Annotated in this window: 12 protein-coding genes; 10 read left to right on the top strand and 2 right to left on the bottom strand. The window is 41.9% G+C overall.

Features of this window, described 5'->3' with window-relative positions; translation table 11 throughout:
• Positions 1-152 precede the first annotated feature (152 nt).
• The 5 genes from AACU32_RS39475 (at position 153) to mdh (ending at position 3,802) form a co-directional block, all read left to right on the top strand.
• Positions 153-737, top strand: coding sequence for a PAP/fibrillin family protein (locus AACU32_RS39475; RefSeq protein ID WP_096607634.1), 585 nt, complete (start codon positions 153-155; stop codon positions 735-737).
• Positions 738-1,039: 302 nt separating this feature from the next.
• Positions 1,040-1,252 carry a photosystem I reaction center subunit IV gene (locus tag AACU32_RS39480; RefSeq protein ID WP_096607635.1) on the top strand — a complete coding sequence of 71 codons (213 nt, stop codon included), beginning with the start codon at positions 1,040-1,042 and terminating at the stop codon, positions 1,250-1,252.
• 151 nt (positions 1,253-1,403) lie between these two features.
• Positions 1,404-2,339 carry a DNA-formamidopyrimidine glycosylase gene (locus AACU32_RS39485; protein WP_096607636.1) on the top strand — a complete coding sequence of 312 codons (936 nt, stop codon included), beginning with the start codon at positions 1,404-1,406 and terminating at the stop codon, positions 2,337-2,339.
• A 110-nt stretch (positions 2,340-2,449) separates the two neighbouring features.
• Positions 2,450-2,665, top strand: coding sequence for an NAD(P)H-quinone oxidoreductase subunit O (locus AACU32_RS39490; protein ID WP_096607637.1), 216 nt, complete (start codon positions 2,450-2,452; stop codon positions 2,663-2,665).
• A 156-nt stretch (positions 2,666-2,821) separates the two neighbouring features.
• Positions 2,822-3,802, top strand: a complete 981-nt coding sequence (gene mdh, locus AACU32_RS39495; RefSeq protein ID WP_096607638.1) for a malate dehydrogenase — start codon at positions 2,822-2,824, stop codon at positions 3,800-3,802.
• A 580-nt stretch (positions 3,803-4,382) separates the two neighbouring features.
• Here mdh and AACU32_RS39500 read toward each other — a convergent pair.
• Positions 4,383-4,754: a translation initiation factor gene (locus AACU32_RS39500; protein ID WP_096607639.1), complete on the bottom strand. Its 372-nt coding sequence runs from the start codon at positions 4,752-4,754 to the stop codon at positions 4,383-4,385.
• Positions 4,755-4,847: 93 nt separating this feature from the next.
• Positions 4,848-5,339 carry a hypothetical protein gene (locus AACU32_RS39505; protein ID WP_096607640.1) on the bottom strand — a complete coding sequence of 164 codons (492 nt, stop codon included), beginning with the start codon at positions 5,337-5,339 and terminating at the stop codon, positions 4,848-4,850.
• Positions 5,340-5,837: 498 nt separating this feature from the next.
• Here AACU32_RS39505 and AACU32_RS39510 point away from each other — a divergent pair, with 498 nt between their 5' ends.
• The 5 genes from AACU32_RS39510 to leuC all read left to right on the top strand — a co-directional run bounded on the left by AACU32_RS39510 (position 5,838) and on the right by leuC (position 12,924).
• Positions 5,838-6,518 (top strand): hypothetical protein, encoded by a 681-nt coding sequence (locus AACU32_RS39510; RefSeq protein WP_096607641.1) that lies wholly within the window; start codon positions 5,838-5,840, stop codon positions 6,516-6,518.
• A gap of 37 nt (positions 6,519-6,555) precedes the next feature.
• Positions 6,556-8,415: a hypothetical protein gene (locus tag AACU32_RS39515; protein WP_096607642.1), complete on the top strand. Its 1,860-nt coding sequence runs from the start codon at positions 6,556-6,558 to the stop codon at positions 8,413-8,415.
• 8 nt (positions 8,416-8,423) lie between these two features.
• Positions 8,424-9,890, top strand: coding sequence for a DUF1802 family protein (locus AACU32_RS39520; protein WP_339378639.1), 1,467 nt, complete (start codon positions 8,424-8,426; stop codon positions 9,888-9,890).
• A 527-nt stretch (positions 9,891-10,417) separates the two neighbouring features.
• Positions 10,418-11,233: a hypothetical protein gene (locus AACU32_RS39525; protein ID WP_096607643.1), complete on the top strand. Its 816-nt coding sequence runs from the start codon at positions 10,418-10,420 to the stop codon at positions 11,231-11,233.
• A 287-nt stretch (positions 11,234-11,520) separates the two neighbouring features.
• Complete coding sequence (gene leuC / locus AACU32_RS39530; RefSeq protein ID WP_096607644.1) at positions 11,521-12,924, top strand: 3-isopropylmalate dehydratase large subunit; 1,404 nt, start codon at positions 11,521-11,523, stop codon at positions 12,922-12,924.
• The last annotated feature ends 162 nt before the right edge of the window (positions 12,925-13,086 follow it).

The following is a 13,086-nucleotide window of genomic DNA, read 5'->3' on the forward strand; positions in this document are numbered from 1 at the left end:
ATGAACAATCCGCAATCTGGCAAAAGGTATTTATTTAATTACCTTATGACAGATGACTGGAGATTATGAATACGCTAGTAAGACTCTATACATTTGATATTTATATATGTTTGATGCTGATTTCATCCTGATGATTTTTGAGGTTATAGACGATGATTGGAAAAGTGGCTGTCTTAGATGCGATCGCTGGAACTAATCGCGGTTTACTGGCTAACGAGCAACAGAAACAGACTATATTAGACGCGATCGCCACTTTAGAAGACCTCAATCCCACACCACATCCTGTCGGGGCTACTGATTTGCTTAATGGTAATTGGCGATTAATATACACTACAAGCAAAGCTCTATTAAATTTGGATCGATTACCTTTTTGTAAACTCGGACAAATTTATCAGTATATTCGCGTAGAAAATACGAGCGTTTACAATATAGCCGAGATATATGGCTTACCTTATTTAGAAGGATTGGTCAGTGTTGCTGCCAAATTTGAGCCAGTCTCAGGTCGTCGTGTCCAAGTCAAATTTAATCGAAGTATCATCGGTTGGCAACGGTTATTAAGTTACAACTCTCCAGAAAATTTGATCCAACAAATTGAAGCTGGTAACAAATTCACGGCTATTGATACTGCGATTAACAGTGATAAACAACAAGGATGGTTGGATATCACTTATTTAGATAGCGATCTGAGGATCAGTAGAGGAAACGAGGGTAGTGTGTTTGTACTTAATAAAGTATGAGGTTTTCCTGAAGTGTTATCTGCGAACGACACGAAATTAAACGATATCCAGATTTTTGTCAAGCAGGATTTCACACTTTTTTAAGTTTTGGGCATGGGAAACAAGGGAGACAAGTGGGACAAGGGGGACAAGGAGGACTTTTGACCAATGACCAATGACCAATGACAAATGACAAATGACCAATGACAACTGACAACCAAGAAAAATAACTTAACAAAGCCTCATGCTGCGTCCTTCTAGTTGTAGAGTGAAATCAATTAGCCGTATTTATTGGCAATTGATAACTAAAAGGGAAAAAAATCATGGTTCAACGTGGTTCTAAAGTACGTATTCTCCGCCCAGAATCCTACTGGTATCAAGATGTCGGAACCGTAGCGTCTGTTGACCAAAGCGGTATCAAGTATTCAGTGATTGTCCGGTTTGATAACGTAAATTACGCAGGCGTTAACACCAATAACTTTGCCCCAAACGAATTAATAGAGATTTCAGCGCCAGCAGCGAAAGCTAAAAAGTAAGCAATTGAGCTATCAGGGGATTTTTTTGTGGGATGATAGAGAATTGTTCCAAGGTTACAAGCCAACCATTGGAATTTTAGAGGTTTTAACGACCTCCTAGTCTGTGATCATCTATCCTCAAAAAAGCAATTTGCTTGCTTAATCAGCTTGAATGCCTGAACTGCCTGAAGTTGAAACAGTACGGAGGGGTCTGAATCAATTGACCCTGAATCAAGAAATTACGGGTGGAGATGTGTTGCTCGATCGCACCATCGCCTACCCGTTTTCTGTTGGTGAGTTTATTCATGGAATTAAAGGAAGTGCGATCGCCACTTGGTATCGTCGTGGTAAGTATCTCCTAGCTGAACTATCTCCATCTGCCAAAGAGGACGCGGGGATAAAGGGACGCGGGGACGCGGAGAGTGAAGTTATCGCTGCATCGTCCCCGCGTCACCCCGTCACCGCGTCTCCCTCCCTTACCGGCTACCTAGGGGCGCATCTGCGGATGACCGGTCAACTACTGTGGCTGCATCGAGATGAACCACTACACAAGCACACGCGGGTGAGGTTATTCTTTGGGGATCAACAGGAATTACGCTTTGTTGATCAGCGTACCTTTGGACAAATGTGGTGGGTTCCGCCAAATGTTGCTGTTGAAACTGCAATCACTGGTTTAGCAAAACTGGCTGTAGATCCGTTTTCACCAGAGTTTACAGTTGATTACCTGGCGCAAAAGCTAAAAAATCGTCGCCGTCCGATTAAGACTGCTTTACTAGATCAGTCAGTCGTGGCGGGATTAGGTAATATCTATGCTGATGAAGCACTTTTTAAGAGTGGAATTTTACCAGAAACTCTGTGTACAAATTTGCAGCTAGAACAAATCAAGGCTTTGCGAACTGCGATCGTTCAAGTTCTAGAAGCGAGTATTGCAGCTGGTGGGACAACTTTTAGTAATTTCCTCAATGTCAAAGGTGTTAATGGTAACTATGGCGGTGTAGCGTTAGTATACAATCGGGCAGGAGAACCCTGTAGAGTATGTGGTAATTTAATACAGCGTACTAGGTTAGGGGGACGTTCAAGTCACTTTTGCCCGGAATGTCAACATTAGTTAAGTTAAGCCTTGACACAAAAATATACCAATGCCAGCTTTAGGCCTTTATGTATTGGCGCGAGCTAAGATCCAGTATAAAAGGATCTGTAAAGTCGAGAGGGTAACTCATGCCAGTCAAGAAAGGTGATATGGTTCGCGCTGTCCGCGAGAAGTTAGAAAATAGTTTAGAAGCAAAAGCTAGTGATTCTCGCTTTCCTAGCTACTTGTTTGACAGCAAAGGTGAAATAGTTGATACCAAAGGTGATTACGCCTTGGTGAAGTTTGGCAAAGTACCAACACCTAACATTTGGTTACGTCTAGATCAACTTGAGGAATTTAAATAATTCAAGGTTAAATTTAGTAGTAAGGACTTTAGTCCTTGCTTTGAAAGCACTGAAGTGCTTACTACGAATTCATCAAAATTAATCAAATCAATCACTAGCCTACCGATTCAGGTAGGTAGTGAAATATTATCTCCGACTATTTAGTCGCTTATATATATGTCTTCTTATCTTGAATCTCCGGCTGTGTGCCATTTACCCCGCGTCACCATTATTGGTGCAGGTAGAGTTGGTAGTACCCTAGCCCAACGGATTGCTGAGAAAAACCTAGCAGATGTAGTGTTATTAGATATCCTCCCAGGAATGCCTCAAGGATTGGCACTGGATTTGATGGAGGCGAGGGGAATTGAAATCCATAATCGTCAGATTGTCGGTACTAACGATTACGTTCATACATCTGGTTCGGAAATTGTGGTGATTACCGCAGGAATTCCCCGCAAACCCGGTATGAGTAGAGATGATTTACTCAAAACCAATGCCAAGATTGTGGTGGAAGCAGCCAAAAATGCGATCGCTCATTCTCCCAATGCTATTTTGATTGTCGTTACCAATCCCTTGGATGTGATGACTTATTTAGCTTGGGAAGCTACTGGATTACCACGCGATCGCGTTATGGGTATGGCTGGTGTGTTAGACTCAGCCCGGTTTGAAGCCTTCATTGCTTTAGAATTAGGGGTTTTACCCGCCGATGTGAAAGCGATGGTATTGGGTAGTCACGGCGATTTAATGGTTCCCTTACCGCGTTATGCTAATGTCAACGGCATCCCGATTACAGAATTATTAGATAAAGCTACCATTGAACGCTTAGTAGAAAGAACCCGCAATGGTGGTGCGGAAATTGTGGAATTAATGCAGACCGGTGGTGCTTTTTTTGCTCCCGCCTCTGCTGTGAGTGTGATGGTAGAATCGATTTTGCTGAATCAGTCGCGTTTGTTACCTATAGCGGCTTATCTTCAAGGTGAATACGGTTTAAAAGATGTCGTCATCGGCGTTCCCTGTCGCTTGAGTTGCGGTGGCATCGAGAGTGTATTGGAATTAAATATTACCGACGAAGAAAAAGCGGCTTTGCATACTTCTGCGCAATCAGTACGTCAAAATATTGACAGGGCGCAGGAAATTTTGATGGCTGTTAATGTTTAATCGATTGACGCGGAGACTGGGAGACGCGGTGACGCGGAGAAATTTAACAGGTATTCTTTGAGAAGTAATACCTATTTGAAACAAGAACGCGACACATGGATTTGTAGGGGCGGGATTTCCCCCATACGTGTCAACTTAACGTGAAACCCTTACCAAGATATGATTTGATACAAAATCACGTACCACCAAGATCCGCGCTACCCCACCCCAGTTTTGTCTAAAAGCCAAAACGTCCCCTCCCCGTAAACGGGGAGGGGATTGAGGGGTGGGGTAAAATGCCTGTGGAATAAGTGTTTGAACTTAAGTTGACACGTATGGGTTTCCCCGCCCATGAGGTAACCGGGGTTACCCCCGCGATGAGGACAATCCATGACACGGAATCATTAATTAACTGGGTATCCGCATCTTAATTTATCTCACGCATTCGACGAAGTCGTTCTCGCAGAGTAGGCGCAGAGGCGCAAAGAAGAACGCAAGATTACAAACAAAGGCAGTAGTTTTAAATCCTACTGCCTTGAATGCTATCTACCAAGTTATTTTGTTGTCAAAACTTACCGACGCATGAAAATCCTAGTTCGATTTAGCGGCGGTATTCCTCATCGGCGGGATCGCCATAGGGGTCTTCGCTAGCTGGGCGGACATCACCAAACGCCTGGTCTGCGGGGTCGCCGTAGGGGTCTTGGCTGGCGGGGATAGCGTTCCCGTAAACGTCTGCGGGGTCGCCATAGGGGTCTTGACTGGCGGGGATAGCGTTCCCGTAAACGTCTGCGGGGTCGCCATAGGGGTCTTGGCTGGCGGGGATAGCGTTCCCGTAAACATCTTGGTTGGCGGGGTCGCCGTAGGGGTCTTCACTGGCTGGACGGACATCGCGATCGCGGTATTCGTCTTCAGTTTGATTGTCGTTCTTTCCTAAGAACAAATCCCTTGCTTTGCGCAAAAAATCATCTACCATGATCAATCTCCTTTGTGAATATCGTGTGTTCCACCTGCGCGACAGGCGTTGTCCAGAGGAAAGTTGCTTTGATTACACACAGGTTTCACTTATTTAGAGTGCTGGAGCTTCCGTTGCAGTGATACCACTTAAATCTCTACCTGTAGAACGCCCGTTATAGCCTTGGTATTCCTGGTATCTTTGCGCCTCGGATTCAGGGACTCGAATTCCTTCTGATGGTGGAGTTACCCAATGAGCGCGGTGTTCAGCATCGCGGTAATATACACGCCCGTTCTTAGAAAGATAGTACTTACCTTGTGCCCCTTCTTGTGAAGCATTCTTATGCTGATTGTAGAGGTAGTAAAGTGCTGCGGCTCCTGCCAAAATTGCTACTTTCTGCCCAGTACCCAGTCCTTTTTTAGCTTGGGGTTGGTTTGTGATGTTGCGATCGCTTACCGTTCTACCAGAAGAATCATCAACTGGTGGTGGTACATTAGCAGTCCGGGAACCGCCACAGCTAGTTAGCACGGGTACTATTAGCAATGCTGACAGACAAATTGCCAGCAGACGGGAAATAAATTTACGCTCTTTGTATGTTGTGTTCATTGTTTTTTGATTACCTGCATTTGCTCAAGCCGTGCTGTTGCAAAATACAGAATTGGAATTCCGAGTATTTTTCCGGAAATGGAAAAAATAACGGGCGTTCTTTCACAACAGCACAAGTAAAGCGTTTCACTTTTATGTATAGTGATGCAGTTTTGCAAGTATTCCATCCTGCCTTTGAAGGAACTGCATTCATCCTTAGGTAATATGTTGGGAATTAAGCCCGGATTTTTCGCTGGTTTTTGGTGGGGGTTGCGATCGCTATTCTTTAGCACACAGATTTTTTAGCACTCATTGTCAGCTATTAAAAATCTGTAACTACCGTATCCTTGGGCTTTTTATCACTAAGTATTATTACGATTCACAATTGAGTGTCTATTTTCAATTAGTAGATGCAGAGATTTTTCAGAAATTTTCAGCAATTTTTCCGTGATTTCTAAGTAGGCAATGTAAAAAACATAAAACTATCATGGTGTAGGCGCGTTAAATAGGCTACACAGAATGAATTTAAAAACGAATAATTTCCCGGCGGCGAATCAAACTAAAACTCGTCTACTACTGGCTTTGTGGGATTTGGGAGGAACGCAGCAAGAAGTAACAAAAGGATTACTCACCAAGAGAATTGTACCCAAGGGTAAGAAGGTAGCAGAGTATCAGGGAATCTTTGAAGAATTGCACAAACAAGGAGCGATCGCTATCTCCAAAAAGGGATACTCTTTAGCATCTCCCAAGGGTTTAGAGATATTGGGAGAGGGTTTGAAAGACAGCGATTTTAAATTTCAAGGGACGATTGTTGGTACTTGGGCGGCTAATGCGTTGGTGCGGTGGATTAGTCAGATAAATGTGCCAGTAGCTAGTACATCTGCATCAGTAAAGGGTAAAAGTGCGAAAGATGCGATCGCTTCTTACGACGAGTTTAAGTCAGTGGCGTTGGAAGTCTACGACAAGCTGAACCAAAACTACAACCTCAATAACCTAGTACCAATTTATCGAATTAGAAGGGAAGTAGGCGAGTATGTCAGCCGTTCTGATTTCAATGATTGGCTATTAGAAATGCAAGCTGACGATATTTTACAACTACAAGGCGGCACTGTAGAAGACAGCGCACCCGACAAAATAGAAGATTCAATCACTACCGCACTTGATGGATTACGCTGCTATGCCAAGTTGCTGAAACCGTAAACTTTTCTAGCTCTTCATTAATTAACTTCATAATAATATGATTGCTACCTCATCTACCATTGACGAACTGATCAGAACTCAAAATCCATTTGCTGGGCATATTGTTGTTAGGCCACAACAAATATGGGGGAAAAGTTTTCCTGATGTACCTTCAATTAATGCTCATGCATCCAATGCAGTTTTTGAGGCTGTTGAAAATATCCGTAAAGGAAAGCGTGAGACTGTAGGTATCACAATTACGGCTGAAAAAGGACTCGGTAAAAGCCATATTATTAGCCGAATTCGCCACCGAATACAGGTAGAAGACGGGACATTATTTGTCTACATGAGTAAGTATGACAACTTAAATCAAATTAAATACCAATTTCTGCAAACAATTGCCTCTAGTCTTAGAGCTTTTGGGAGTAAAAAAGTGATGCAGTGGCAAGAAATTGCCGCAGCTTTAATTAACGAAGTCAAGAATTGGAAATACACACCAGAGCAATATATTAGTATTTACCCAAGTTGGTTAAGCAAATACTCAATTAAAGCAGTTGATAACTTAACAGAACTCGTTTTACAAATCAAGCCTGAAATCACGAATCCTTACATAATTAAAGCAATTTTATGGACATTATCTACAGTTCATGCTAATTATGCAACCTATTGGCTGTCTGGTTTAGAACTAACCCAAGCACAAGCTGAAGCAATGGGTTTACCTAATCATAAAAATGACGACAAAGAGGCTGAATCATTAAGTATGGTTCGCCAGATTCTAGATATAACAAGCCATTACAGAGTTCCAGTAATTTGCTTTGATGAAGTAGATATTGCGGATATTTCTGATACAGGTTTTACAGCTGCGCAACTTATTGCAAGTTTAGTTAAGGATTTATACAACAGTCTCAAACGGGGAGTTTTACTACTAGCTATTTATCCTGCAACCTGGAATGAGCAAATTAGGGTACTACCACAAGCTGAAGCAGTCATTGATAGATTAGCTAGTGAACAATCTGATAGACAACCTATAGAATTGAGACATCTCAATGCTGATGATATTGTTGCAGTTGTCCGTCAGTGGTTGCAAGAATTTTATCAAGAAAATCAAATAAATCCACCACATAATCTTTATCCATTCGATGAAGTAAAACTTAGAGAGATGGGTAGAAGTAAACCAACTATTAGGTCAATTTTAAAGTGGTGTGCTGATAATTTTGTCACTGGAGTAGAACCACCGCTTGTAAATCCTTCAGTTGAAGCCTGCTTTCAAAGTGAATTAGTAAACATTGAATCTTCTATTAATGAATTATTAGAAGATGAAGCAGAAATATCTTATGCACTTTGGCTGGCTTTTAATAGCTTAATTGGAGAAACTCTAGAAGGAGTAACAATTGAGGCAATTGAAAAAGTACCAAACCAGGAATATATTGATTTCAAAATTATTGGTAATCAAAAGAAAGTCAAGATTGGAGTAGATGTTATACAGCAGGCAGGAGGCGCTTATGTGACAGCAGCTTTAAGTAAGTTAATTGATTATAAAAAGTATCACTTAACCCGTGGTTGTCTAGTACGTTCAAAGAAAATAAATCGAGGAGCAGTATTAGCTAAAACACATTTACAAAAACTTTTGCAAAAGTTAGGCGGAGAGTGGGTTTCCTTACAAGCCCAAGATATTAAACCTCTTTTAGCTATTGCGTTAGTTTACTTTAACTCCAAAAGCTATGATTTAACAGAAGAACAGGTTATTGATTTTATAAAGCAGAAAAAACTAGCAATAAATAACCCTCTTATCCGTGAAATTATCAGCGATCCATCTGGTCAAGAACCTGATAATTTAACTGATGATGAATTGCCTATGAGAATACCTCAAAGTATTTCCGATCCTGGTGATAATGTTGGACTGAATCTAAGTATATAGAATTAAAAATGAATCAGCTGTTTTCACTACCAACAGCATTGTGTTTGCCTGCCCCTGATATTGAAGCATTAATACAGGGGCGGACAATTGCAGCAATGCCCAAAATGTTTCTTCGTACTGGGCAGAGATTTGCTCTTTACCCAGCCAACGCTTTACATACTCAACTATCACTTGAGCGATATTATCATTCAGGGGTATTACCAATAGCTAAAACTGCTGTTATTAATCTGGATAACTCTCAAACAGTCTTGATTAAAGCTTGGGCTAAATGTGAACTGTGCCAAATTTTAGATGGGAGTAAGCCATTAGATATATTGTCGCAGTTAACGATATGGGCACCAGAAGCATTAAAGGAAATTCTACGACAACAGGAACATATTTTCTTAACTTACTTGCGCGTTTATCAATTACCTCAGGTTCAAGAAATATCAGTTAATACGCAAGTTAAAGAAAAGCTAGGTAAAATTATTAGTGTTCCTAATACTCTGACTGGTTCGGAAGCAGAACCTATATTAAGCGATCGCACTTTCGCCCAACGCAAACGCCAATTAGAAAATTTAGAACCTCCGCTGTATCCAGAATTGGAAGAATTGGAGAGTTCATTAGCCTTATTTAGCATGACTCATCCAATCGCTAAAGAACTAGATGATGATATCAAAGTATTTTTAGGTTGGAGTAGTAACAAACTAATTAAGCAAATCGATCCAGATTTAGCTTGGATAAATGATATTGCAGCATTGGGCGATCGCAGTATCGAACAAGATGAGGGTAAAAATAACTATCAAGCTGGTACAGACTTTGAAAATATTGCACGCCGTAGCCTGGATTTTTTAGGATTTAAGGTTGAGGAAAACTATAAAGGCGGTGCAGGTGGCTTAGATTTATTTTGCTCAAAACCTTATCCTCTTGTTTGCGAATGTAAAGCAGGTAAAAGCATTCCCGATCGCGCAGTAGAAGAATTAGATAGGATTGGTAAAAGGCATCTTAAAGAAAATTATCTGCAAGCCATGCGGTTGATTATTGGCCCAGGTAAACCCACTAAAAATCTCAAAGAATCTGCTGCAATATCTAAAATTAGTATTATCAATGTTATGACTCTACAAAAATTAGTTGAATTCAAAGCCAAATATCCAGGCGCTATTAATTTAGTCGAATTACAGCAATATTTAGAACCAGGGCAAATTGATTATAAAATTGATGAATATATTGAGAAAGCTGAGAGAGAAATTAAGTTGCGATCGCACATCATCCAGCTTGTCAAAAATTATTTGCAAAACTCAGGTGTAGACGCTGCTGGTGTCGATACTTTGCATGGCGCTTATTTTGGCTCAAATCCACCACAGCCAATCAAACCTCAAGAAATGCACGAAATTTTGATTGAACTATCATCACCCTTAACAGGCTATCTAGGGCGAGAAAAAGGAAGTGATTGGAAAAGCGATCGCTTTTATTACCTCCGCGACTTACCCCTCTAATTCTCTTACCTTCGCGCCCTTCTCTGCGAGAGGCTTCGCCAACGCGCCCTTTGCTGTTCCTTTCAAAAGTGCGATCGCTTTCCCTACAAAACTAACCCCTTCTCTTCCCTTGGCGTACTTGGCGTACTTGGCGGTTAATTTTAAAAAGCGATCGCTGTTATCCTAGCGTCAATATCCCAAGCTGATAATTAACCACTAACGGTACACGTTCGGGAAAAATTCGCCCTCTACGTGCAGGTTGTTGTGGTGTTGATTGCGTCATAATGCCAATTTTTGCTACTGTCTGAATTTTATTTTACGGTAATAAAATCCCTTAAGACTTTTCCCAGAGCGCGATCGCTTTTTCTCTACGCAACTTACCTCTGCTTTTATCTTACCTTGGCGTACTTGGCGGTTCGTAAACAAACATTACTGTAGCTTCAATTAATTTAACAATAAAATCGATGCGATCGCCCCATCACCCCGCATCCTCTATAACCTGAACTCCTGATAAACTAACCAGACTCACACGCTTCAAAAATTCTCTTATGGCTAAAAAATTAGCATTTCTCACTATACACGGTATGGGAGAAACGGATAAAGAGTATTACCAAATTGTCAAACAATCTCTAGAAAAACATTTAGGTAAAGATGTTTGGTCTCAGGTTCACTTTGAGGCAATCCACTATCAGTCTGCTCTCCAAGATTACCAGTATAGTGTTTGGGAAAATATGCGACAAAGCGCTCATTTATCCTGGCAAGATTTGCGAAAATTTATGCTGTTTGGTTTTAGCGATGCCTGTGCATTAGAACATCGAGCTACAGATGATGGCAGTTTGTACAAAAAAATTCAAAAATCTATTATTTATTCTTTAAAAATTGCTAGAGCAGAATTTTCTCATAATGATATACCTATCATCATTTTAGCTCATTCTTTAGGCTGCCAAATTATCTCAAATTATCTTTGGGATAGTCAGAAAAATCAAGGTATTTGGCATGTAGATAGTCTTGATTATCCAGAAATTCAGCCAGAACAAGAAGATTTTCTGAAATTGAAATCTCTCCAATATTTATTTACTACTGGCTGTATTATTCCGCTATTTGTTGCCGGATTTACAGAGATTGTCGCAATTCCTAAGCCTAATTCTAAGTTTAAATGGTTTAACTATTACGACAAAAACGATATTTTAGGATGGCCATTAAAACCTTTATCTCCTTCCTATGATTTAGTAGTAGATCAAGATATAGAGATTGATTCAGGAAATCTTTGGCAATCCTGGAATCCTCAAAGTCATGATGGTTATTGGACTGATGAAGATTTTATTGAACATTTATCTCAAGTTATTAAGCGTTTAAGTGTTTGAGGGAAGGTCACTTCGACTTCTCTGCGAGACGCTACGCGCTAAGCGTAGCTATGCCGAAGGCTTTACGCTCAGTGACCAGCACTTCGACTTGGCGGTAGTTGAGCGAAGTCGAAACTACCGCCAAGTCGAAACTCAGTGACCACAAGGAGCAGGGGGGAGAAGGAGACTGAGAGACGCGGGGACGCGGAGAATTATTACAACTGACAACTGACAACTGACAACTGACCAATGCCATACCTTTTTTGATACTATAAAAACTCTCACTCGTTAAATTAACGAATAGATGTATGAGCAAAGGCACATTGTTCGATAAAGTTTGGGGCTTACACACCGTTGGCACGCTTCCATCAGGACTAACGCAGCTATTCATCGGGCTTCACCTTATCCATGAAGTCACCAGTCCCCAGGCCTTTGCTATGCTACGGGAACGGGGTTTAAAAGTACTGTTTCCTCAGCGCACGATCGCCACGGTGGATCATATTGTACCTACAGAAAATCAAGCGCGTCCTTTTGTCGATACGATGGCAGAGGAAATGATTCAGGCGCTAGAGCAGAACTGTCAAGAAAATGGCATCACATTTTATAATATCGGTTCTGGTAGTCAAGGTATTGTCCACGTCATCGCTCCAGAACAAGGACTTACCCAGCCGGGAATGACGATCGCTTGCGGTGATAGCCACACTTCAAGTCATGGTGCATTTGGGGCGATCGCATTTGGTATCGGTACTAGTCAAGTACGTGATGTTCTCGCTTCCCAAACCCTCGCCTTGTCTAAATTAAAAGTCCGCAAAATCGAAGTTAATGGCACTCTCAACCCAGGTGTTTACGCCAAAGATGTGATTTTGCATATCATCCGCACCCTCGGCGTTAAAGGTGGTGTAGGTTACGCCTACGAGTACGCAGGTACAACCTTTGAGCAAATGAACATGGAAGAAAGGATGACTGTCTGCAATATGGCGATTGAAGGTGGGGCGCGTTGTGGCTACGTCAACCCCGATCAAGTTACTTACGATTACCTCAAAGGTAGAGACTTCGCACCCAAAGGCGCAGATTGGGATCAAGCAGTGGCTTGGTGGGAATCCATCAAGAGTGATGCTGATGCTGAATACGATGATGTTGTCGTCTTTGACGCAGCGGAAATTCCGCCGACAGTTACCTGGGGAATTACCCCCGGTCAAGGTATCGGTGTTAACCAGTTGATTCCCAAGCCAGAGGAATTACTGGAAGAAGACCGATTTATTGCGGAAGAAGCCTACAGTTACATGGATTTATTTCCCGGTCAACCTATTAAAGGTACAAAAGTTGATGTCTGCTTTATTGGTAGCTGCACCAACGGGAGAATCAGCGATTTACGGGAAGCCGCGAAAATTGCCCAAGGTCGCCAGGTAGCAGAGGGAGTCAAAGCTTTTGTAGTTCCAGGTTCGGAAAGAGTTAAAAAAGAAGCTGAAGCCGAAGGATTAGACAAAATCTTCCAAGCAGCAGGCTTTGAATGGCGCGAACCAGGATGTTCTATGTGTTTAGCCATGAATCCAGACAAACTACAGGGAAGACAAATCAGCGCTTCCTCCTCCAACCGCAACTTTAAAGGGCGACAAGGTTCAGCTTCCGGTCGCACATTGCTAATGAGTCCGGCGATGGTGGCGACGGCGGCGATTAAAGGTGAAGTCTCTGATGTGCGCGAGTTGCTCTAAAACCCCACCCCTAACCCCTCCCCGCAAGCGAGGCTACGGTGTACACACATCTCTGTACTGGGTGCAAAATGTGGTTAGATCCCCCTAAATCCCCCTTAAAAAGGGGGACTTTAAGAGTTTTTGCCCCCCTTTTCAAGGGGGGTTGGGGGGATCAAAACGTTG

The sequence above is a fragment of the Calothrix sp. NIES-2100 genome (genome assembly GCF_963875285.1).
Lineage (GTDB): Bacteria > Cyanobacteriota > Cyanobacteriia > Cyanobacteriales > Nostocaceae > Aulosira.